This window comes from Lachnoclostridium sp. An131, from assembly GCF_002160825.1.
In the GTDB taxonomy this organism is placed as follows: Bacteria; Bacillota; Clostridia; order Lachnospirales; family Lachnospiraceae; genus Laedolimicola.
In genome coordinates, this window is the sequence record NZ_NFLI01000001.1 from 161,376 (window position 1) to 184,124 (window position 22,749).

Consider the following 22,749-nt stretch of genomic DNA (forward strand, 5'->3'; position numbering starts at 1 on the left):
AAAAAGATGAAAGCAATGCGTCTTCATGCGGTGAACGACTTCCGGCTGGACGAGATCGAGAAGCCGGTTCCCAGAGGGGAAGAAATCCTTGTAAAAATAGGAGCTTGTGGAATCTGCGGCTCAGATATTCCCCGCGTGTTTGAGCTGGGAACCCGTGTGTATCCGGTGGCGCTCGGTCACGAGTTTTCGGGGACGGTCGTAGAAGTAGGAGATGAAAAGAACCGGGATCTGATAGGGAAAAGAGCCGCGGTATTTCCGTTGATCCCGTGCCGGCAGTGTCCGCCGTGTAAGATCGGAAGCTACTGCCAGTGTGAGAACTATGATTATCTCGGCTCCAGAAGCAACGGCGGCTTCGCGGAATACTGCCTGGTACCGTCCAGGTGGCACCTGGTCTTTTCCGAAAATCCGGATGTGGATCTGGAGGAGCTCTGCATGGTGGAGCCCATCTGTGTGGCCCAGCACGCCATCCGGCGGGGAGATCTCCATGCAGGAGAAAATATCGTCATCTTAGGCGCGGGTCCTATCGGAATCCTCACAGCCAGATGGGCCCGGATCTTCGGGGCAGGACAGGTGATTCTGACAGATATTGATGAGGTAAAGGCAGAGTTCGCCAGGGAACGGGGCTTTACAGTCATCAACAGCATGAAGGAAGACTGTGTGGCAAGGATTCATGAGATGACCGGAGGAAGAGGAGCGGACGTGGTGATCGAGGGGACAGGAACCTCTTCCGGAATTAATACAGCTATTGAATGCGTGAGAGTCGGCGGCCGGGTCGTCATGCTTGGAAATCCTCACAAAGATACGACCATCGCGCTGAATAACCACAGCTTGCTTCTGCGGAAGGAGCTCGTGCTTTCCGGAGTATGGAACTCTTATTATGAGGAATTTCCGATCAATGAGTGGAAGTACACGGTACATATGCTGGATACAGGCAGACTGCAGGCGGCGGATCTGATCACGCACCGCTCGGGTCTGGATGACCTTGGACATTTGTTTGAACAGATTCACAGCAGAGAGATTACGATCTGCAAGGCTGTCTACAGCGCGAGGCTGGATGAAAAATAGCCGCACAGGGTGAGAAGCATGGCTGGAAGAAAGAAGAAACGGATTAATTTTATACAGTTTTTTGTCTCCCATCAAGAGGAAATATTTGGGAAAGTTCATACGGCATCCGGGAAAAGCTGCCTGAGCGCATATGAAAAGCAGATTGTGGCGCTGGATATCAAAATGAATGAATTGATCCGGCAGAACGGAGAGCTTACAAAAGATCCGCTTCTGCTTCTGGGACTTTTTGAGATGGCGGTATCACAGTTTGGTGCGACAGTAAAGACGGACAGCAGCCGCTACCGGGATGATTTTCTGCTTCTGGTAGCCTCTGAGTCTGAAAAAGAGAAAGGATAGAGAAGAGCATGGAAGGAAAGATGTGGGCGGCAGTGCTGCACGCCCCTGGCGATCTTGTGTATGAACAGGTAGATATTCCTGTTCCCGGTGAGAACGACGTGCTGATCCGGGTGAAGGCCTGCGGAGTGTGCGGTTCGGATATTCCCCGCGTGCTGACGACAGGAACCTATCATTTTCCGACGATACCCGGACATGAATTCGGGGGAACTGTCGTCGAGACAGGAAAAAATGTGGATCCGGCGTGGAAGGGAAGGCATGCGGCGGTGATTCCGCTGATCCCCTGCCGGACCTGCCGGGCCTGTGAACGCGGAGCTTTCGCCCAGTGCGAGCATTATGATTTTCTTGGCTCTCGCAGCGATGGAGGATTTGCCGAATATGTGAAGGTTCCAAAGGACAATCTGGTGTTTCTTCCGGAAGGAATGAATCCGGAGACGGCGGCATTTTTGGAGCCGGTTTCCGTAGCCCTTCATGTGATTCAGAATAACCAGGTTCACTTTGGAGATGATGTGGCAGTATTCGGGCTTGGAGCTATCGGAATCTTTGTGGCCCAGTGGGCAAAGGCCTTTGGGGCGCGTCATGTCTTTGCGGTGGACCTGGATCCGCAGAAAACAGAGATTGCGAAGAAAATCGGGCTTACGGACGCCATTTGCGGTTCGAAGGAGGACGCTCTCAGAGTCATCCTGGAAAAAACAGGGCAGGAGGGTGTAGACGCGGCATTCGAGGCGTCCGGTTCCGGGGCGGCCTTTAACCAGGCGCTTGCCATCCTGAAAGCAGAAGGAAGGCTGGGACTGGTGGGACGGCCTGCCGGCTCCCTGGAGATACGCAACGAGGGCTTCGAGAAAATCTTGAGGAAGCAGCTGACGATCCGTGGAACCTGGAGCTTTGAGTTTAAAAGATTTCCCCATCACGCATGGGAACTGGCGCTGTCTGCATTGAATGAGGGGAAAATTTTGACGGAGCCGCTGATCTCCCACCGTCTTCCGCTGGAAAAAACCATGGACGCGGTGCGTATTATGGCGGACAAATCAGAGTTTTTCCATAAAATTCTGATAGAGCCCTAGAGTCTAAGCCGGGATTATTCTCCTTTCCGGTTAGAGATAAACATACAAATCAGTTAAAGCTTAGAGAGACGCCTTGGCAGTGGCGTCTCTCTGGCTTTTTGCTGTGTGAAAACCACCTGGGATATACGTTTAAAACATATATATACCATCCGTAGAGAAGGAACAATTCTCTTTACATTTAACGGAAATTCTTTTATACTTGAATACATAGAGACAGGCACAGTGAGTTCGCATAAGATGAGGACCTGCTGTGCTTTTGTGTTATATCCATTTGTGTGTTTTGAGTGAATAGAAGGTATGGCGGGAGGAAACTTCTATTATGGACAGAAGCAGGGCGGAGGAATATCCGGAAAAGGAAGATGGAAAGGTGACAGCTGCTGATTTCTACCTTGAAAATATGCCGGTTGCATTTTGCGCGGTGGAGATCCTGACGAATGGAAATGGAGATCCTGTAGACTATAAATATATATATCACAACAAAGCCTATGCCAGGCTGGCAGGGAAGCCTTATGGGGCTTTGAATGGAAAACGGGGGCTCGCGGTAAGAGGGAAGATAGAGAGGGAGCTTCTCCTGTGCTGTTATGATGCTGCCTTTCATGGAACATCCCATACTCTGAAGGATTACAGCCCGGATCAGGAGAGGCATTTTCTGATCTACATCTATCCTCTGCGAAGGGGAAGCTGCGGCTGTGTACTCCAGGATGTGACCGAAAACCGGCGGATGGAGCAGGAGCTTCTGCGTGAGCATGAAAAACGGAAATCCTTTCTGAAGGCCACTACAGAGATTGATTTTGAATATGATTTTGCGACGAATACCCTGACCTTTGGAGCCGGAGATGGGATAGGCGGAAAAAGCAGGGTGATAAGCGGCGGACTGGAGGGCCTGATCAGAAGCGGTGTGATCCGGGAGCAGGATAAGGAACGGATCGAGGACGCCTTTGAAGAGCTGCGCAGAGGGAAAAGGGCTGTGGAGTTCCATATCCAGGCGTGCCTGGACGGACATGATGTCTACCGCTGGTATGCGGTCAGCAGCTCTGCTTATAAGGAGCAGCAGACGGGGCGCCTGCGTGTAGTGGGGTATTTCAGGAATGCGGAACGTCTGATCCGCGATCAGGCGGCCCTGAAGAAGGAAGCTATGTACGATCCCTTGGTGGAGCTCTATAATGTAAAGACTGGAAGAGCACTTGTAAGGGAAGCTTTGGAGAAGCTGAAGGAGCAGGAAAATGCAGTGATGTTTTTGATTGACATTGACAACTTCAAGCGGATCAACGATACCTATGGCCACCTGAAGGGGGACGAGGTCCTGAAGCAGTTTGCGCTGACCCTGAAGAGTGTATTTCGGAAAAGCGATATTGTCTACCGTATGGGCGGCGATGAGTTTATCGGATTTGCCGGAAATTCTTCCCAGCCCGAGCTGGCGGCGGAAAGGATTATGGAAAGGCTGTATGGGAGGCTGAGAGAGCAGCAGGAAAGGGGAATTCAGATCCAGTGCAGCGCAGGCATTTTTATAGGGAGTAAAAAGAGCAGCTATTCCGATTTTTACAGTATGGCAGATCGGGCCTTGTATGCGGCAAAGAGATCCGGAAAAAATAAGTATCAGATTATTAAGGAGAAGGATTATGGACAGCACGATGGGATATGACAGGACAGAAAATATGCCGGATACGCTTCTGATTGTGGATGACGATGAATTGAACAGAGTGATTCTGAAGGAGATTTTTAAAGATGCTTATCAGATAGAGGAGGCGGAAAACGGGCAGGAGGGTCTGAAGATGCTGTTGGAGCATGGAGACAGAATCTGCGGAATTCTTCTGGATGTGGTTATGCCTGTGATGGATGGGATGGAGCTTCTGGAGGAGCTGAAAAGGAGAGCGCTTCTCCCGGCAGCTCCGGTATTTCTGATTACGGCGGATGCCAGTGGAGCAACGCTGAAAAGGGGCTATGATCTGGGTGTCATGGATGTGATCAGTAAGCCTGTAATTCCTTATCTGGTCCGCAGGAGGGTAGATTCGGTGGTAGAGCTGTTTCTGTCCAGAAGGAAAATGGCGGATCTGGTTCAGCTTCAGCAGAAGAAGCTGACAGAGAGGGAGATGGAGATTCTGAAGCTGAATAAGGGCATGGTGGAGGCGCTTGCCACAGCGATCGAATTCCGCAGCGGGGAATCTGGAGATCATGTCCGGAGAATCAGCGGTATCACGCAGTATATGCTGGGAAGGACGCCTCTGGGCAAAGGAATTCCGGAGGATTTGACAGAGCTGATTGCTCTGGCGGCCGTCATGCATGACGTGGGGAAAATTGCCATTACAGATTCTATTTTAAATAAGCCTGGCAGGCTGACAAAGGATGAATTTGAGATTATGAAGCATCACACGATCCTGGGAGCAGCTCTGCTGCAAAAGATACCGCAGCTGAAGAACCACAGGGTCTACCCTTATGCCTGTGATATTGCCCGCCACCACCATGAGCGCTGGGACGGGAAGGGCTATCCGGACGGACTGAAGGGAAACGAGATTTCTATCTGGTCCCAGGTGGTGGCGCTGGCGGATGTGTACGATGCGCTTGTGAGCGAGCGCGTATATAAGAAGGCCTTTGATCCAGATACAGCAGTGCGGATGATTGCAGACGGGGAATGCGGAGCCTTCAATCCCGAGCTTCTGTATTATTTTATGGAGGCGGAGAGGAATTTGCGGTCATTCTACCTGACAGCCAGGGAAGAGGCCGTGAGAGACTAAAGAGGCCGGCGCGGCAGAATGGAGGAACAGGAGATGAACGAAGCATTACGGAAGAAGCTGCTCGGTGCAGGTGTGGATCTGGACAGCGCCCTGGAACGGTTTATGGGAAATGAGGGCCTGTATCTGAGATTTGCTGGCAGATTTCTGGAGGACAGGAACTATGAGGAGCTTTTAAAGGCCATGGAAAAAGGGGATACAAAGGCGGCCTTTGCGGCTGCCCATACACTGAAGGGCGTATCTGGGAATCTGTCCTTCAACTGCCTGTATGGCAGGGTGGCGGCTGTGGTGGAGCCGCTGCGCTGTGGAGATCTGGAGGCTGCCCGGAAGCTGCTGCCTGAGCTTTCGGGAGCCTTTGAAGAGATACGGGCTGTGCTGGAGGAGCTGAAAATATGACGCCGGAAAAGAGGCAGGAGAGAGCGTCAGCCTATGGAATCCGAAGAAGGGCGGCGGTCTGGATCGCCCTGGTGGTTATGGGGATCTGCAGTCTTGTGGTGATACGGGGGATTCTTCTGGATAATGCGGGCCGTATGGGACGGGAGATGGCCTACAGCTACTCTGTGGAGGGGGCCAGAAATCTGATCGTCTATGAAACCATGATGCGCCAGTGTACCAGATACATCGATCAGCAGCTGGCTCAAAGCAATGATCCGGAAGCCTGGATCAGGGCGTATCTGGAAAATGTCAGCACCACTCTGGGAGAGGACGTCATTGACCCTTACGCGGTCATCGATGGGGAGATTGTGGCGGCAAATCCATGGGAGGGGGACCGGAGCTTTGGCATCGAGGGCGCAGTCTGGTATCAGAAGGCTCTGGAGGCGGACGGAGAGATTATTTTCACGGACGGATACCGGGACTCCATTTCCGGAAGAATTGTGGTGACGCTGGCACAGGAGACGCAGGAGCCGGGCAATGTGGTTGCCTTTGATATTTTTCCGGAAAACCTCTCCGGGGAGGCGCTGCGCGGACGGCTGCCGGAGGGGTATTATTATTATCTGTGTGATTCCTCCGGGACACTGCTTTATAAGGATACCGGGCTGGACGTGCCGGATGAAGTGCTTCAGGGCTATCTGGATGACATTATTTCTGATATTTCTCCGGGAAGAGAGGCCCGTTACCAGACCTATACCTATGAAAATACAGGGGAAAAGAGAGCGGCCTATTATGATGTGGCGGACAATGGCTGGATCTCTATTATCACCATGCCCTACCGTTCGCTGATCGGAGGAGTCCGGACCATCTCCTTGTGGTATGCGGGCATTCTCCTGGTCTTTCTCGCATTTCTGATTGTCATGGGAATGAGAGAGTATGCCATGGATCGCAATTTCCGCAGGACGAACGATACCGTGCGCGCGCTGGGAAATTCCTATTATGCCATTTACCGGGTGGACTTTGCGGGAGCTGCCTATGATATGATCAAGGGCTCTGCCTATGTGAGGCAGAGGATTCCTGCCCAGGGCCCTTACGAGCTTCTGATGCAGACCATGGGCGAGGTGATGCAGCCGGAGGTGTTCGAGGATTTCCGCCGCAGCTTTTCCATCAATAATATACGCAGCCTGGTAAAGACGAGAACCAGAGATTACGGAGGCGATTTTCAGAGGCTGTTCGGAACAGAATACCGCTGGGTGAATGTGAGGCTGCTCTTTGACGAATCCCTGAATCCGGATGAGGCGGTGCTCTGCTTCCGGGAGGTGGACGAGGAAAAGCGGGAGCAGCTGCAGCATATGGAGCTTTTGAAGGAGGCGCTTAAGACAGCCAGAAAGAGCGGAGAGGATAGAAATGCCTTCTTCTCCCATATGTCTCATGATATGCGTACGCCTCTGAACGCCATCATAGGACTTTCAGAGCTCGCGGGCAGACATGTGGATGCTCCGGAGAAAATGCAGGAGTATATGGGAAAAATCAATTATTCCAGCCGCCAGCTTCTGGGGCTTATCAATGATATCCTGGAGATGTCCCGGCTGGAGAGCGGAAAGGTGACGCTGGAGAACAGCCACTTTAATCTGAGAGCCTGCATTACAGACTGCGCGGAGCTGTTCCGTTCTCAGGCGGAGCAGGAGGGAAAACATTTTTCAGAGGAAATTGAGCTGGAGACGGAGGAGGTGTACGGAGATTCCTCCCGCCTTACTCAGATACTGAACAATATTCTGTCCAATGCGGTGAAATTTACCCCGTCAGGCGGCAGTATCCGCCTTGCTGTCTGTGAGATCGAGCATCAGGAATATACAAAGTACCGGATTACGGTGTCTGACACAGGAGCCGGTATGTCGGAGGAATTTCTGGAGCGGATTTTTGTCCCTTATGAGAGAGAGGTGCGGTTCGGCGCCAGAAATGTGTCCGGAACGGGGCTTGGAATGCCGATTGTAAAAAATCTGATTACGCAGATGGATGGCGAGATCTCGGTAGAGAGCCAGCTGGGAAAGGGGACTGTGTTTACGGTGACTCTGCCCTTTCTGGGAATGGAGCAGGGGGACGCAGCCCGGCAGAGAGCGGGAACAGCGGCAGAGGAAGAGCCCGGTACGGAGACGGATCCTGGCAGCTGCCTGCTTACAGGGAAAAGGATTCTGATTGCGGAGGATAATGAGATCAATATGGAAATAGCCTGTGAGCTTTTGGATATGTATGGGGCAGAGACGATACAGGCCTGGAATGGGCAGCAGGCGGTGGAGCTTTTTCGCTCGTCTGCAGAGGGAGAATTTGATGTAATTTTGATGGACATGCAGATGCCGGTGATGGATGGCTGCGAGGCAGCCCGGGCTATCCGGCGGCTGCACCGTAAGGATGCGGCCACGGTGCCGATCATTGCGGTTACGGCAAATGCCTTTGCAGAGGATCTGGCAGCTACTGCCGCAGCGGGAATGAATGCTCATATTTCAAAGCCTATAGATTTCAGGCTGCTGTGCAGGACGCTGGCAGAGCTTCCGGACGGAAGGCAGACGGGAGGCGGAGGTCATGAGTGAGCGAAGGAAGAAACGATATCACATCCTGGAGAAGCTGAAGCTGCCATTTCTGCTGACTGCAATCCTGCTGGTGAGCGCGGGCGTTTTTTATGTATTTCTCCGGGAAAATCTGCTGCAAAGCTATCAGAGAATGGGAACCAGCGCCACCCGGCTTTACACCTCGGATGTGGAGACGGAGATGAATGCCTATACGGCGTTGATGAGGTACGGGACAGAAAGCATTGACGTGCATGTGCAGGACGGGGAAACCAGTGAAGAAATCCGCGGCTGGATCAGCAAATACTGTGAACGGCTTCAGAGAATTTTCGGGGAGAACGCCATCGATCCCTATGTGGTATATCAGGGAGATATTTTGGCTGCCAATCCGTGGGAGGGAGACGAAAGCTACAGCTATCAGGATACGGAGTGGTATCAGAAGGCTCTGAGCTCAGATGGAGAGGTTATTTTTACGGACGTGTATGTAGATGCGATTTACAGGCGGCCTGTGATTACCATGGCGCAGAAATGTCAGAACAGCGACACGGTCTTTGCCTTTGACATCTTTCCTGAGAATATTCAGTTTCATCATGAACGGGCGGAGCTTTCTCCAAATGATTCCATTTATATCTGTGACAGAAAGGGCCGCCTGATCTATGCAGATACTGCCATGCACGGTACGGGAGAAGAGGTACAGCAGTATGTGAACCGGCTCTGCGAGGGAATCAGGACTGGCGAGCTGGAGGCCTACGACGCTTATGTGACGGATCTGGAGGGCAGCAGGCGCGGGGTCTATTATGATGAAATGAATACGGGCTGGCTTGTAATCATTACGGTGCCCTTTGAATCTATCCTGGCCCAGCTGAACCGTTTTGTCGCGCTGTTCGGCCTGGTGATGCTGGTAGGGATTGTCAGCCTTGTGCTGTTTACCCTGCGGAATCTGCGGATGGACTATGAGGTAGAGCGTACAGGCGAGACGATCCGGGCGCTGAGCAATTCCTATTATGCCCTGTACCGTATCAACTATGAGGATGACACATATGAGATGATTAAGGGCTCAGACTATGTGCGCAGCCATCTGCCCCTGAAGGGATCCTATCCGGAGCTTCTGAAGGTGGCTGGAGCGGTGATTGAGCCTGCGGCCTTCCGGGAATTTCGGGAGAGCTTTTCCTCTGAGAGCATCCGGAATCTGGTCTCCAATGACATCCGGGATTTCGGAGGCGATTTTCAGAGACTCTTCGGAGACGAATACCGCTGGGTGAATGTACGGGTGCTCTTTGACGAGATGCTATCCTCCGATGAGGCTGTGCTGAGCTTCCGGGAGGTAGAGCAGGAAAAGAGGGGACAGCTTCAGGAGAGAAAGCTCCTGGAGGACGCTTTGGCCAGCTCGCGCCAGAGTGAGAAATCCAAGCAGGCCTTCTTTAACAACATGTCCCACGATATGCGTACGCCTCTGAATGCGATTCTGGGCCTTTCGGATCTGCTCCTTCAGAATGCAGGGGACGAAGAGAAGGTACGCAGCTATGTGGAAAGGATTTCCTACTCCAGCAGGCAGCTTCTGGACCTGGTGAATGATATTCTGGAAATGTCCCGCCTGCAGCGGGGGAAGGTTGTCCTGAACAACCAGTCCTTTGACCTCAGGGAGTGCGTCTGCTCCTGCGCGGACTCCTTTCGCCTGCAGGCGGAGGCAGAAAAGAAGCAGCTTCGTATTATCTGCGGCCTGCGGGATACCCATGTCATGGGAGACGCCGGACGAATGGGACAGATTCTGAACAATCTTTTGTCAAATGCTTTTAAATTTACGTCAGAGGGCGACTCGGTTACGGTAGAGGTACGGCAGCTGGGAGATCAGGAACGTACTCAGTATCAGATTGTAGTGCGGGATACGGGAATGGGAATGTCGCAAGAGTTCCTGCCTCATCTCTTTGAGCCTTATGCCAGAGAGACCCGGTTTTCCTCCCGCCAGATTAACGGCACGGGCCTGGGCATGCCGATTGTGAAAAGCCTCGTAACCCAGATGAGCGGGCAGATCTATGTTGACAGCAGGCTGGGAGAAGGCACTGCCTTCACCCTGACCATTCCCTTCCTGGTGGCAAAGGACGAAGAGGGAGAGGCCGGGAAGATGGAGGAGAAGCGGGTGCTTTTCAACAGACTTTCTCTGGAGGGCAGAAAGATTCTTCTGGCTGAGGACAATCTGCTCAATATGGAGATTGCCACAGAGATTCTGAAAATGAACGGACTGGAGCTTCTGCAGGCGTGGAATGGCGCGGAAGCGGTCGAAATATTCCGGGCCTCCGCTCCCTTTGAGATCGACGCGATTCTTATGGATATGCAGATGCCGGTGATGGATGGCTGTGAGGCGGCCCGCCGGATCCGCGCCCTGAACCGGCCCGATGCCGGCCGGGTGCCGATTGTGGCGGTCACTGCCAATGCCTTTGCGGAGGATATCGCCGCCACTACGGCAGCAGGCATGGATGCCCATATTTCCAAGCCCATTGATTTCGAGGCTCTCTGCAAGACGCTGGCGGAGCTGGTCGGGCGTACCGGAGAGCCGGTTAACTGATAGTTAAAAAAAATTCCTATAAGTTAAATCCGCTTCAATTGTGCCGGGCCGCCGCCTGTGTTATGCTGAGTACAGCAAGGGATCCTGAGCAGAGACAGAAGAACGCGCAGCAGGAGGAAGGAGGAGGAGGCGCCGCCCCTCCTTTCCTCCGGACAGGAGGCTTATATGAAGACAGGAGAAGTGATAAGAAGGTACAGGAAGCAGAAAAATCTGACCCAGGAGGAGATGGCGGCCAGGCTTGGCGTGACAGCCCCGGCGGTGAATAAGTGGGAAAATGGAAATTCCCTGCCGGACATCACCCTTCTGGCGCCTATCGCCCGGCTTCTCGGGGTATCGCTGGAGGAGCTTTTGTCCTTCCGTGAGGATTTGACGGAGGAAGAGCTCCGCGCCCTGATACTGGAGCTTGGGGAGCGCTTAAAAAAGGAGGGCTACGAGGCGGCCTTCCGGTGGGCAAAGGAAAGGACGCAGGAGTATCCGGGCAGCGAATGGCTTATACTGTATATGGGCCAGCTGCTGAACGCATACCGGATCACGGAGAAGCCGGAAAATCCGGAGCAGTACGACGCGGATATCTGCGGCTGGCTGGAACAGTCGCTGAAAAGCGGGCAGGAGGAGATTCGGCGCTCCGCGGCCACGTCGCTGTTCCAGCTGTATTTTCAGAAGAAGGAGTATGAAAGGGCAGAGACATACCTGGATTATCTCTCGGATCAGAATCCGGAGTATAAGAGGCTGAGAGCCACAGTCTACGAAAAAACAGGACGGACAGAGGAGGCGTACAGGGCTTATGAAGAGCTTCTGTATTCCTACTATACGATGGTGAGCCTGGCGCTCCACAATCTGTACAGCCTGTCGCTGTCCCAGGGCGACAGGGAGAGGGCTCTCTACCTGGCGGATAAGCAGGCGCAGAACGCCCGGCTCTTTGATATGGGAGAATACTGCGCCGCCGCTCCGGAGCTGGAGCTGGCGGTTCTGGAAAAGGATGAGGACGCCTGCCTGAAAGTTTTGAAGCGTCTTCTTGGCAGCATTGACGGGGCGGACGCCAGCTTCCGGAATTCTCCCCTCTACATGCATATGAAATTCAAGTCTGCAGCCGCAGAAGGAGAGAAGGCGGATATGCGGGAGCTTCTGAAGAAAAGCCTGCGGGAGGATGAAAGCCTGGATTTCCTGAAGGGATCGCCCGGGTGGCAGCAGCTGATGGAGCTGTAAGTATTGTGCGCAGCGCTGGTGTATCAGAAGGGGATATAGATGAGCAGTTTAAGGATTTGCTGCATTTATCTGCAGAAGAGGCCGAATATATACGAAATACGCTTAACAAATAAGAGTGCAGTATAAAAGGAACGGCCAGGCAAATAAGGAGCATAAAAAGAGACCATTTCATAAAAATCCGGAGCTTTATAAATGCCTGGATTTTACAGGATGGTCTCTTTCGTATATCTCAGGGATCAAAAAACCGGTATGAACCGGCTGCCCCTGCATGTGCAGAAGGTACAGGCCGGATACGCTTTATTCCGCCATATCCCGCTCAAATCTCTTTACATTTTCCACCTTTCCGATGACTACGACGATGTCTCCGTCACGGAACCGGTAATCGGGCGATACTTCGATATCAGTAGAGCGGTCATGCTCGATGGCAATGATGTTCAGGTTATACTTCCGGCGGATATTGAAATCCTGGACACTGACGCCTGTCATGCGCGCCCCTATGGGGACCTGCTGGATCTCTACCTGGTTATCCAGGAAGATAAAATCCAGGAAATTGTTGGAGACGAGGCGCTTCCCGAGACGGACCGCCATATCATGCTCGGGATACACAACATTGGCGCCTATTTTCTCCAGCACGGCTCCCTGCTCCTGGCTGATAGCCTTTGCATAGACATGCGGTACGCCCAGGCTTACTACATTCAGGGTAGTCAGGATGCTGGTATCAATTCTCTCGCCAATGCAGATAATGACAGTATCACAATTCTGGATGCCGACCTCCGTCAGCGCTTCCTTGGTCAAATTATCTGTTACGAAGGCATATTCTGTATATTGCCGCAGCTCCCGTACCTTTTCCTCGCTGCGGTCAACCACGATGACATCCTTTCCGGCTTCTGCCAGGCTGATAGCCAGGGCTGTTCCGAAGCGTCCCAGTCCGATTACACCAAATAAATTAGATTTTGTCTTTTTCATTGCTTTCTTCTCCTATTTTCTATCCGATTGTTATAGATTCTTCCGTATAACGGGCCTGCTGTTCCGGCCGGTTAATCCACATTGTGATGATAGTCAGCGCTCCGAGACGGCCGATAAACATGATCAGCGTTATGATCAGCTTGCTGGCGTCGCAGAGATTCGGCGTGATGCCGGTGGAAAGGCCGACTGTACCAAAAGCGGAAGTTACCTCAAATAAAATCTGCATCAGCGAAAGATGCGGTTCCAGGACACTGACTGCAAAAGTGCCTGTGCAGACAACGCACAGGGAAAGCAGCGTAATCAGGTAGGCCTTGGAAAGCGTCTCCCGCGGCAGGCTCCTGTGGAAGGCTCCAAAATTTTTCTTGGTCAGAGCGCTTCTCATAGACTGCACCAGAGTAAAGAAGGTGCTTGTCTTGATACCGCCTCCGGTGGAGCCCGGTGACGCTCCAATGAACATCAGAAGCGTCAGCGCAAACAGGCCTGCGTTTGAAAAGGTGCCCAGAGGGTAGGTAGAAAAGCCTGCCGTACGGGCCGATACGCTGTGGAAAAAGGCGCCCAGCCAGGTTACGTCATCGGTACACTTGAGAATTACGGTTCCTGCAATGATCAGAAAGATACTGGTGGTAATGACTACCTTGGAGTGCAGCGCCAGCTTTCTGAAACGGAAGCGGTTCTTCAGCACATCCAGGATAACCAGGAAACCGATACCGCCGAAAATAATAAGGCCGCAGGTAGTGAGGTTCAGCAGAACGTCATCCCGGTAAGGAATCAGATTCTGCAGTCCGCCCAGCACATCAAAGCCGGAGTTATTGAAGGCTGCAATAGAATGGAAAATACTGTTTCCCAGAGCATGCAGCGGAGGATAGTCCTGTACAAATACAAGAAAGCTCAAAACAGTTCCTGCCAGCTCAAAGCAGAAGGTCATCAGCAGAACGGACTTGACCAGCCGGACAACGCCCTTGAAGCTGTCTACATTCAAGCCTTCCTTAATCATCAAACGTCCCTTGAAGCTGAATTTCTTTCCGGCGGCCAGAATCAGGCCTGCACCTACGGAGGTCACTCCCAGTCCGCCCACCTGAATCAGAAGGGCGACGACAGCGCGTCCGAAGACGGAAAAGGTATCATAGGTATCGATGGCAATCAATCCTGTCACGCAGACAGCGCTGGTAGACGTGAAAAGCGCGTCTACAAAGCTGACGCTGACCCCAGGCCGTCTAGACATGGGCGTAAGCAGAAGAAAGGTTCCTGCCATAATGACCAGAAAAAAGCCCAGGGTGATCAGACGCCCTGGTGGCTGGTTTTTGAAAAATTCAATAATGCGTTTCATAAGCCTCTCTTTTCTCCTCTCCCTAGTAATTATTCAGGATATAAAACGACATTGTCATTACATTATAGTAGGGAAGGAGGAAAGGGACAAGGGTTTTACAAAGAATTTAACAAAAACTTAATTCTTTCAAATGTTTTTGGTATTTATGGGATTGTTTTCCGAAAAGGGTTCCGGTTCTTACTTGCGCCGGAGGGGAAAGCATGGTATATTTATCGAAGGAAGAGGGCGGAAGCACGGGAACGGCAGCCCCGCCTTCCGACGGAAAACGGAAAATCAGGAGGAAGTGCAAGATGGCAATTTTGGTGACAGGCGGTGCGGGCTTTATCGGAAGCCACACCTGTGTGGAGCTTTTGGATGCGGGTTACGATGTCGTGGTAGTGGACAATCTGTATAATTCCAGCAGAAAAGCCATTGATCGTGTGGAGCAGATCACAGGAAAGCATATAAGCTTTTATGAGGCGGATATTCTTGACAGGGAGGCGCTGAACGAAGTTTTTGATAAGGAACCGATTGATTCTGTGATTCACTTTGCCGGCCTGAAGGCTGTGGGCGAGTCTGTGGCCAAGCCTATCGAGTATTATTATAACAATATTGCAGGAACGCTGGTGCTTTGCGATGTGATGAGAAAGCACGGAGTGAAGAACATCGTGTTCAGCTCTTCCGCTACTGTCTACGGAGATCCGGCGTTCGTGCCGATTACAGAGGAGTGCCCCAAGGGAAAATGCACGAATCCTTACGGACAGACAAAGAGCATGCTGGAGCAGGTTCTGGAGGACATCTACGTATCTGACCATGACTGGAAGGTAATTCTGCTCCGCTACTTTAACCCCATAGGAGCGCATAAGAGCGGACTGATCGGTGAGGATCCCAAGGGCATCCCCAACAATCTGGTTCCTTATGTGGCTCAGGTAGCGATCGGAAAGCTGGAGTGCGTGGGTGTCTTCGGCAATGACTATGATACACCGGACGGCACAGGCGTGCGTGATTATATTCATGTCGTTGATCTGGCAAAAGGACATGTGGCGGCTATTCAGAAGATGGAGAAATCTGAAGGCGGCGTACAGATTTACAATCTGGGTACAGGCAAGGGCTACAGCGTGCTGGATGTCATCCATGCCTTTTCCAAGGCCTGCGGCAAGGAGCTGCCCTATGTGATTAAGCCCCGCCGGCCGGGCGATATCGCGACCTGCTATGCAGATCCCGCGAAGGCAAAGGCTGAGCTTGGCTGGGAAGCACAGTATGGCATCGAAGAAATGTGCGCGGATTCCTGGAGATGGCAGTCCATGAATCCCAATGGTTATGAGGATTGAGAATGAAAGAAAAAGCCGGCGCTCTGGCGCGTGATTTTGCGCCGGAGGCGGCTACGCTTGCTGTCCTGGCAGCGGTGTTCTGGTTTTTTATGAAGACGGGGATGCTGAATGACCGGGAGCTGGTACAGCCGCTTTTGTGGCATCTGATGATTCTGATATGCATAGGAACTCTGATCTTGGCCTTTTGTAAGAAGCTCACTTACGAAAGGCTGATTTCTGTGATTCTTTTGGCCGGTCTTATTATGCGGATAGGCTTCGTACTGTATAAGAACACAGATGCAGCGTATCATGATCTGGGTGAGATTACGACTGAAAATGCGTATGGGCACGCAGCCTATGTCCTGACTATTTTTGAGACGGGCCGTCTGCCGACGATAAACAGAGGCCAGTTTTACCATCCTCCGTTTTTTCATATCCTGGCAGCCTGCGCCATGAAGGTGACAGGAAAGGTGCTGAATATTACGGATGAGGTCTGGCTGTTTGAAGCGACGAAAATCGTTTCCTGCGCGGCCACCTGCTTTACGCTGATTGCCTTCTGGAAAATCCTGAAGGAGCTGAAGCTGGGTAAGACATCCAAAGTCATCGCCCTGTCCATAGGAGCCTTTCTTCCTGTCTTTTATATGCTGGGCGGGTGGATCAACAATGACGCTCTTGTGACGATGTTTATGACCTGGATTATTCTTTATACGATCCGCTGGTATAAGAAGCCGGGATATTTCCATATCGTCATGCTGGCTCTGAGCTTTGGCCTTGGAATCTTCACGAAGATATCCTGCGCCCTGCTGGCGTTTTATACCGGCTTTTTTATGCTTTTGAAGCTGGTGCGGTCTGTCCGGGAAGGTACCTGGAAGGGCCTGATCGGGCAGTTTGCAGTGTTTGCCTGCATCGCGTTTCCGATTGGCCTGTATTTTCCGATCCGAAATTACCTCCTGTTTGGCCAGGGGCTGAATTATGTTCTGCCGCCTGGAGATAATATATACTGCGGCGATCACGGATTTATAGAGCGGTTTGTGACCTTTCCGATCTCGCGGCTGCTTTCGCCGGTGTATCTGGATCCGTTTTCGGAGTACAATCTGAACTTTTATCTGATTAAGTCGGCCGTTGTGGGAGAGTTTGAATACCATCATGTGGAGGAATGGCCTGCGGCTGTTCTGATCGTCTGCAATCTGATCCTGGTGGTTCAGTCGGTATTTGCTGCTGCCTGCGTGGCGGCAGGGCACCGGAAGGGCAGCGTGCATGAGCTTTTCCGGGAATCAGGGCTTCATCTGTGGGGGATTCTGGGACTCTGGATTTGGCTTTATCTGAATCATGTGGTTCTGAATATCCGTCTGCCGTACGGCTGTACGATGGACTTTCGATATATTGTGCCCACGGCTTTGATTGGAGCGGTATTTCTGGGAATTTATGTGGAGAAATGCGTCAGAGAGCCAAATTTGTTCCGCCGGGTGTTTGCGGGGGTCTGCGCTGCCGCCCTGATATGTATGACTGTGTCGGGCATGTACATGTTTTCAAATATGTTTAAATTTTAGCTGAGGGAGAGACGAAAGATATGAATAAGGGATTTGACAATGAAAAGTATTTGAAGATGCAGTCGGAGCATATCCGGGAACGCATCAGCCAGTTTGACAACAAGCTGTATCTGGAATTCGGCGGAAAGCTGTATGACGATTATCATGCTTCCCGGGTTCTCCCCGGTTTTGAGCCGGACAGTAAGCTGCGGATGCTGATGCAGCTGGCCGATCAGGTGGAGATCGTGATCGTTATCAGCGCGGAGGATATCGAGAAGAACAAGGTGCGCGGTGATTTGGGAATCACCTATGATTCGGATCTGCTGCGCCTGAAGGCGATTTTTGAATCCAAGAACCTTTATGTGGGAAGCGTATGCATTACGCATTTTGCGGGCCAGTACAGCGCGCAGATGTTCCAGAGCCGTCTGGAAAAGATGGGCGTGAAGGTATACCGCCATTACCTGATCCCGGGCTATCCGAATAATATTCCACTGATCGTCAGCGAGGAAGGCTACGGACACAATGAATATATCGAGACGACGAAGCCGCTGGTGGTGGTGACGGCCCCGGGGCCGGGAAGCGGAAAGATGGCCACCTGCCTGTCCCAGCTCTACCATGAGCATAAGAGGGGAATCCGGGCCGGATACGCGAAGTATGAGACCTTCCCGATCTGGAACCTGCCCTTAAGCCATCCTGTCAACCTGGCTTACGAGGCGGCGACGGCCGATCTGAATGATGTAAATATGATTGATCCGTATCATCTGGAGGCTTACGGAGAAACCACGGTAAATTATAATCGTGATGTGGAGATTTTTCCGGTGCTGAAAGCCATCTTCATGCAGATTTACGGCGACTGCCCCTATCAGTCTCCGACGGACATGGGCGTCAATATGGCCGGAAAATGCATTGTGGACGACGAGGTATGCCGGAAGGCGTCCTGCCAGGAGATTATCCGCCGGTACTACCATACGCTGGTCAATATCGCACGGGGAAAGGCCAAGGAAGAGGAGGCCTATAAGATTGAGCTTCTGATGAATAAGGCGGGAGTCACGACAAAGGACAGGAAGGTTGTGGAGGCTGCCCTGAGGCGTGCCGAGGAGACGGGGCACACGGCGGCAGCCCTGGAGCTTCCGGATGGACGTGTGATCACCGGAAAGACCAGTGAGCTGATGGGAGCATGCTCGGCGCTTCTGATCAAAGCGCTGAAGGTGCTGGCTGATATTGACAGGGATGTGCTGTTAATCACGCCGAATGTCATCATGCCGATCCAGAAGCTGAAGGTAAATTATCTGGGTAGCAGAAATCCGCGCCTGCATATGGAGGAGGTACTGATTGCGTTGTCTGCCAGCTCCGAGAGCAATGAAGTGGCCGATTTGGCGCTGCGCCAGCTTCCGCACCTGCGCGGAAGCCAGGTTCACACATCCAGGATGCTGAGCGATACGGATGAGAAGACGTTTCAGAAGCTGGGTGTTATGCTGACATCAGAGCCCAGATAAGAGAAGAAATCCTGATTTCGGAAACCGGAGCAGAGATAACTATAATCGGTGAAGGAGACGGGGGCCGCGCCAGGCTGAGTAATCAGCCGGCGCGGCCCCTTCCTTGTTTCGTGAGCTGCCGGGATAAGAGGACTCTGTGGAAAAAGCTGCTTTATTCAGCGGCCCTGGATTTCTCATGCTCCAGCGCAGCCGCTACGAAGCCGCGGAACAGCGGATGGGGACGGTTGGGACGTGATTTCAGCTCCGGATGTCCCTGGGTGGCCAGGAAGAAGGGATGAGCCTTCAGTTCAATCATTTCCACGATGCGCCCGTCCGGGGAAAGGCCGGAGAGGGTCATGCCGGCGTCCTTAAGAGCTTCCCGGTAGTCGTTGTTGACCTCGTAGCGGTGACGGTGCCGCTCATGGATGGTTTCCGTTCCGTAGAGCGCGTAGGCCTTTGTAGATTTGTCCAGGACGCAGGGGTAGGACCCCAGCCTTAAGGTTCCTCCGATGTCCTCCACGCCGTTCTGCTCCGGCATCAGGTGGATCATGGGATGCGGGGTATTCGGATCAAGCTCTGCACTGTGGGCATCCTCCCAGCCGATGACGTGCCGGGCGAACTCTACGATCGCCATCTGCATGCCGAGGCAGAGCCCAAGGAAGGGGACGCCGTGTTCCCGCGCGTAGCGGATGGCGCTGATTTTTCCTTCTGTGCCCCGGTCGCCGAAGCCGCCCGGCACGAGGATACCGTCCGCATCTGCCAGCATTTCAGCTGCGTTTTCGTCCGTCACCAGCTCGGAATCCACCCATTTGATATGCACGACAGCCCGGCTGGCGATGCCGCCGTGCTTCAGGGCCTCGACTACGCTGATATAGGCGTCGTGAAGCTGAATGTATTTTCCCACAAGCGCTACGGTCACTTCGGATGTGGGATGGCGCAGGGCGTCGACCATGGCTGTCCAGTCTCTGAGATCGGGGCTGGGGCAGGGAAGCTTCAGACATTCGCAGGCCACCTCGGCGAGCCGCTCCTTTTCCATGGCGAGAGGGGCTTCGTAAAGATATTCCACATCCAGATTCTGCAGCACGTGAGCGCTTGGCACGTTGCAGAACAAAGCGATCTTGTCCTTCAGCTGCTGATCCAGAGGGTATTCGCTGCGGCAGACGATGATATCAGGCCAGATTCCCATGCCCTGCAGATCCTTGACGGATGCCTGGGTGGGCTTGGTCTTGAGTTCGCCGGAGGCCTTGATATAGGGGATTAGGGTGACGTGAATGAGAATGGCGTTTTCGTGGCCCACATCATGCTGAAACTGTCGGATGGCCTCCAGAAAGGGCTGGCTTTCAATATCGCCTACTGTGCCGCCCACCTCAATGATGGCGATATGCGTTTCATCCTCTGTATAGCTGCGGTAGAAACGGCTTTTGATTTCGTTTGTGATATGAGGGATAACCTGCACAGTACCTCCGCCGTAATCGCCCCGGCGCTCCTTCTGTAATACGGACCAGTAAATCTTTCCGGTGGTAACATTAGAATTTTTTGTCAGAGACTCGTCGATAAAACGTTCGTAGTGTCCCAGATCCAGATCGGTTTCGGCTCCGTCGTCTGTCACAAAGACCTCTCCGTGCTGCACTGGGTTCATGGTGCCGGGATCAATATTAATATAAGGATCAAATTTCTGCATGGTGACCTTGTAGCCGCGCGCTTTCAGAAGGCGGCCCAAAGAAGCGGCGGTGATTCCTTTCCCCAGACCGGAGACGACTCCGCCGGTTACAAATACGTATTTTACAGGCATAAAAACCCTCCTCATTTTTTATATTTGGATGTGTCCGCAAGTTCTGGCGCGGAAGTTGGGGACGTTTTCCATCTGATAAAGACAGTACCCCCAGGCAGCAGAGGCGCCATTGACTCTGCGGACTGGGGGTATGGTTTACAAAATAACTTCTTTATTATAGCGCGGGTATTTTGAAAAATCCAGTGTTTGAGAGAGAAATTACACCGAAAAATTTACGGTTTTTGATCTGCCTTATGCGCCTGGCCGGAAGGATGCCGGTTCCGCGTTGAAACGGGCCGTGGCTTTATAGAATTTTCAGAGGTTACCGTATTGCTTTCTGGGAAAACACACATTATAATAGGAGTGTTATAGTCGCGCGGACCAGCTTTTAAGCAGTCTGCCGGCTGTGGCACACAAGGAGGAGAAATATGGAAGAGCATAACAATAATTCCGGCCGCCCGCCCGGCGGCGGAGACGACAATAAAAATCCCAGAAACCGGCAGAGTCTGCTGATGTTTATGATCGTCGCTTTTGCGGCGCTGATGTTTTGGACTCTTGTCGGAAACAGGGGAAATCCCAGGCAGGAGATCACATACAATGAATTTCTGCAGATGCTGGAGGAAGGCCAGGTCGAAAGCGTAGAGATTGAATCGAACCAGATCAATATCACATCCAAGGAAACGGATGCTGTCCGCGGAAATCTGGAATACTATACCGGCATTGTTCCGGACTATTCTCTGCAGGAGAGGCTGGATGAGGCAGGGGTAGAGTATTCTGCTCCGGTGCAGGACTTTGGAATGGTGGTTCTCAACGCGGTTGTCAATTTCCTGCTTCCGCTTCTGGTGCTCTGGGCAGTCTTTGCCCTGCTTATGCGCCGCATGGGCGGTGGCGGCGGCATGATGGGCATGAACGTAGGGAAGAGCAAGGCCAAGGTCTATATTGAGAAGGATACCGGCGTGACGTTCAAGGATGTGGCCGGAGAGGAAGAGGCCAAGGAATCCCTGCAGGAGGTGGTTGATTTCCTGCACAATCCTGGGAAATACACGCAGATCGGAGCAAAGCTGCCGAAGGGAGCCCTTCTGGTAGGCCCTCCGGGTACCGGTAAGACGCTGCTTGCAAAGGCTGTGGCGGGAGAGGCCCATGTTCCCTTCTTCTCACTGTCCGGCTCGGATTTCGTGGAGATGTTTGTAGGTGTGGGAGCCTCCCGTGTCCGGGATTTGTTCCAGGAGGCGAAGAAGCATTCCCCGTGTATTATTTTTATCGACGAGATAGACGCTATCGGAAAGAGCCGTGATTCCCGGCTTGGAGGAAATGACGAGCGGGAGCAGACGCTGAACCAGCTGCTGGCAGAGATGGATGGCTTTGACAGTCATACTGCCTGCCTGGTGCTCGGGGCGACCAACCGCCCTGAGGTTCTGGATCCGGCGCTCTTACGTCCCGGCCGCTTTGACCGCCGGGTTATCGTAGACCGGCCTGACCTGAAGGGGCGTGTGGATATCCTGAAGGTGCATTCCAAAAATGTAAAGATGGACGATACGGTGGATTTGGAGGCCATCGCCCTGGCCACCAGCGGAGCGGTAGGCTCTGACCTGGCAAATATGATCAATGAAGCGGCGATTCTGGCTGTAAAGAATGGACGGAAAGCCGTCTCACAGAAGGATCTTTTTGAATCCGTGGAAGTGGTGCTGGTCGGAAAAGAGAAGAAGGACCGTATCATGAGCAAGGAAGAACGCCGCATTGTTTCTTACCATGAGGTGGGCCATGCGCTTGTAAGCGCTCTCCAGAAGGACGCGGAGCCTGTGCAGAAGATCACGATCGTGCCGCGTACCATGGGCGCGCTCGGCTATGTGATGCAGGTGCCGGAGGAAGAGAAGTACCTGAATACGAAGAAAGAGATCGACGCCATGCTGGTAGGACTTCTGGCAGGCCGCGCTGCGGAGGAGATTGTCTTCGATACAGTGACGACCGGAGCATCCAACGATATCGAGAAGGCGACCCGCCTTGCCCGCGCCATGGTAACTCAGTATGGCATGTCGGACAAATTCGGCCTGATGGGTCTGGAGGTCCGGGAGGACGAATATCTGACGGGACGAACTGTGATGAACTGCAGCGACGCGACGGCTGCCGGGGTCGATCAGGAGGTTATGCGGATTCTGAAGGAATCCTACGATGAGGCGAAGCGTCTCCTGAGCGAGAACCGCGACGTACTGGACAAGATTGCCGAGTACCTGATCCAGAAGGAGACAATTACCGGCAAAGAGTTCATGAAGATTTTCCGTGAGGTGAAGGGAATTCCGGAGCCGGAGGAGAACAGGCCGGAGGATGCAGAAAAGAAGGACGGAAGAGCCAATCTCAAAGCGGCGGAGGAGACTGTTCAGCCTGAGCTGGGAAGTGAACAGCCTCAGCCCAAAGAGACAGAGAGGCTTCAGCCTGAAGAGGCTGCTCGGCCGGAAACAGAGGAAACAGAAAAGTAATAAGGCGATAGAGGGGGCCTGT

16 protein-coding genes are annotated in these 22,749 nt (G+C 52.7%); 13 read left to right on the top strand and 3 right to left on the bottom strand.

The annotated features are described in order from the left end of the window. The first annotated feature begins 6 nt into the window (after positions 1–6). The 9 genes from B5E77_RS00770 (at position 7) to B5E77_RS00810 (ending at position 11,896) form a co-directional block, all read left to right on the top strand. Entirely contained in the window at positions 7–1,065 is a 1,059-nt protein-coding gene (locus tag B5E77_RS00770; RefSeq protein WP_087163479.1) for a galactitol-1-phosphate 5-dehydrogenase, read from the top strand. Positions 1,066–1,083: 18 nt separating this feature from the next. Further along, positions 1,084–1,401: a hypothetical protein gene (locus tag B5E77_RS00775; protein WP_087163480.1), complete on the top strand. Its 318-nt coding sequence runs from the start codon at positions 1,084–1,086 to the stop codon at positions 1,399–1,401. Between the two features lie 8 nt (positions 1,402–1,409). Next, positions 1,410–2,462, top strand: a complete 1,053-nt coding sequence (locus B5E77_RS00780) for a galactitol-1-phosphate 5-dehydrogenase (RefSeq protein ID WP_087163481.1) — start codon at positions 1,410–1,412, stop codon at positions 2,460–2,462. A 319-nt stretch (positions 2,463–2,781) separates the two neighbouring features. Next, positions 2,782–4,104 (top strand): sensor domain-containing diguanylate cyclase, encoded by a 1,323-nt coding sequence (locus tag B5E77_RS00785; protein WP_087163482.1) that lies wholly within the window; start codon positions 2,782–2,784, stop codon positions 4,102–4,104. Next, positions 4,082–5,194: an HD domain-containing phosphohydrolase gene (locus tag B5E77_RS00790; RefSeq protein WP_087163483.1), complete on the top strand. Its 1,113-nt coding sequence runs from the start codon at positions 4,082–4,084 to the stop codon at positions 5,192–5,194. The genes B5E77_RS00785 and B5E77_RS00790 overlap by 23 nt, the downstream gene beginning before the upstream one ends. Positions 5,195–5,227: 33 nt before the next feature. Next, positions 5,228–5,587, top strand: a complete 360-nt coding sequence (locus B5E77_RS00795; protein WP_162609611.1) for an Hpt domain-containing protein — start codon at positions 5,228–5,230, stop codon at positions 5,585–5,587. Then, the gene (locus B5E77_RS00800) at positions 5,584–8,151 is read left to right on the top strand and encodes a hybrid sensor histidine kinase/response regulator (protein WP_087163485.1); all 2,568 of its coding nucleotides are present in this window, start codon (positions 5,584–5,586) and stop codon (positions 8,149–8,151) included. The genes B5E77_RS00795 and B5E77_RS00800 overlap by 4 nt, the downstream gene beginning before the upstream one ends. Continuing rightward, positions 8,144–10,690 (top strand): hybrid sensor histidine kinase/response regulator, encoded by a 2,547-nt coding sequence (locus B5E77_RS00805; RefSeq protein ID WP_087163486.1) that lies wholly within the window; start codon positions 8,144–8,146, stop codon positions 10,688–10,690. The genes B5E77_RS00800 and B5E77_RS00805 overlap by 8 nt, the downstream gene beginning before the upstream one ends. A gap of 165 nt (positions 10,691–10,855) precedes the next feature. Further along, entirely contained in the window at positions 10,856–11,896 is a 1,041-nt protein-coding gene (locus tag B5E77_RS00810; protein ID WP_087163487.1) for a helix-turn-helix domain-containing protein, read from the top strand. 297 nt (positions 11,897–12,193) lie between these two features. Here the strand turns inward: B5E77_RS00810 and B5E77_RS00815 are convergent, their stop codons facing one another. Both B5E77_RS00815 and B5E77_RS00820 read right to left on the bottom strand, forming a co-directional pair. Next, positions 12,194–12,862, bottom strand: a complete 669-nt coding sequence (locus B5E77_RS00815; protein ID WP_087163488.1) for a potassium channel family protein — start codon at positions 12,860–12,862, stop codon at positions 12,194–12,196. 19 nt (positions 12,863–12,881) lie between these two features. Next, positions 12,882–14,189 (bottom strand): TrkH family potassium uptake protein, encoded by a 1,308-nt coding sequence (locus B5E77_RS00820; protein WP_087163489.1) that lies wholly within the window; start codon positions 14,187–14,189, stop codon positions 12,882–12,884. Between the two features lie 290 nt (positions 14,190–14,479). Here B5E77_RS00820 and galE point away from each other — a divergent pair, with 290 nt between their 5' ends. Genes galE through B5E77_RS00835 form a run of 3 tightly spaced genes read left to right on the top strand, consistent with a single transcriptional unit; the run spans position 14,480 to position 18,503 of the window. Next, complete coding sequence (gene galE, locus B5E77_RS00825; protein WP_087163643.1) at positions 14,480–15,499, top strand: UDP-glucose 4-epimerase GalE; 1,020 nt, start codon at positions 14,480–14,482, stop codon at positions 15,497–15,499. A gap of 2 nt (positions 15,500–15,501) precedes the next feature. Further along, positions 15,502–17,028, top strand: coding sequence for an ArnT family glycosyltransferase (locus tag B5E77_RS00830; RefSeq protein ID WP_087163490.1), 1,527 nt, complete (start codon positions 15,502–15,504; stop codon positions 17,026–17,028). 20 nt (positions 17,029–17,048) lie between these two features. Next, a complete protein-coding gene (locus B5E77_RS00835) occupies positions 17,049–18,503 on the top strand; it encodes a DUF1846 domain-containing protein (protein ID WP_087163491.1) in 1,455 nt (484 codons plus the stop codon). 151 nt (positions 18,504–18,654) lie between these two features. Here the strand turns inward: B5E77_RS00835 and B5E77_RS00840 are convergent, their stop codons facing one another. Further along, positions 18,655–20,274, bottom strand: a complete 1,620-nt coding sequence (locus B5E77_RS00840) for a CTP synthase (RefSeq protein ID WP_087163492.1) — start codon at positions 20,272–20,274, stop codon at positions 18,655–18,657. Positions 20,275–20,681: 407 nt separating this feature from the next. On the opposite strand from B5E77_RS00840, the gene ftsH reads away from it, so the two are divergent. Next, a complete protein-coding gene (ftsH, locus tag B5E77_RS00845; RefSeq protein ID WP_087163493.1) occupies positions 20,682–22,727 on the top strand; it encodes an ATP-dependent zinc metalloprotease FtsH in 2,046 nt (681 codons plus the stop codon). Positions 22,728–22,749 lie beyond the last annotated feature (22 nt).

Coding starts and splice junctions, on each gene's coding strand:
- B5E77_RS00800 (WP_087163485.1), top strand. CDS start 5,584: ATGACGCCGGAAAAGAGGCAGGAGAGAGCGTCAGCCTATGGAATCCGA.
- B5E77_RS00835 (WP_087163491.1), top strand. CDS start 17,049: ATGAATAAGGGATTTGACAATGAAAAGTATTTGAAGATGCAGTCGGAG.
- B5E77_RS00810 (WP_087163487.1), top strand. CDS start 10,856: ATGAAGACAGGAGAAGTGATAAGAAGGTACAGGAAGCAGAAAAATCTG.
- B5E77_RS00805 (WP_087163486.1), top strand. CDS start 8,144: ATGAGTGAGCGAAGGAAGAAACGATATCACATCCTGGAGAAGCTGAAG.
- B5E77_RS00815 (WP_087163488.1), bottom strand. CDS start 12,862: ATGAAAAAGACAAAATCTAATTTATTTGGTGTAATCGGACTGGGACGC.
- ftsH (WP_087163493.1), top strand. CDS start 20,682: ATGGAAGAGCATAACAATAATTCCGGCCGCCCGCCCGGCGGCGGAGAC.
- B5E77_RS00785 (WP_087163482.1), top strand. CDS start 2,782: ATGGACAGAAGCAGGGCGGAGGAATATCCGGAAAAGGAAGATGGAAAG.
- B5E77_RS00840 (WP_087163492.1), bottom strand. CDS start 20,274: ATGCCTGTAAAATACGTATTTGTAACCGGCGGAGTCGTCTCCGGTCTG.
- B5E77_RS00770 (WP_087163479.1), top strand. CDS start 7: ATGAAAGCAATGCGTCTTCATGCGGTGAACGACTTCCGGCTGGACGAG.
- B5E77_RS00780 (WP_087163481.1), top strand. CDS start 1,410: ATGGAAGGAAAGATGTGGGCGGCAGTGCTGCACGCCCCTGGCGATCTT.
- B5E77_RS00820 (WP_087163489.1), bottom strand. CDS start 14,189: ATGAAACGCATTATTGAATTTTTCAAAAACCAGCCACCAGGGCGTCTG.
- B5E77_RS00795 (WP_162609611.1), top strand. CDS start 5,228: ATGAACGAAGCATTACGGAAGAAGCTGCTCGGTGCAGGTGTGGATCTG.
- B5E77_RS00830 (WP_087163490.1), top strand. CDS start 15,502: ATGAAAGAAAAAGCCGGCGCTCTGGCGCGTGATTTTGCGCCGGAGGCG.
- B5E77_RS00775 (WP_087163480.1), top strand. CDS start 1,084: ATGGCTGGAAGAAAGAAGAAACGGATTAATTTTATACAGTTTTTTGTC.
- B5E77_RS00790 (WP_087163483.1), top strand. CDS start 4,082: ATGGACAGCACGATGGGATATGACAGGACAGAAAATATGCCGGATACG.
- galE (WP_087163643.1), top strand. CDS start 14,480: ATGGCAATTTTGGTGACAGGCGGTGCGGGCTTTATCGGAAGCCACACC.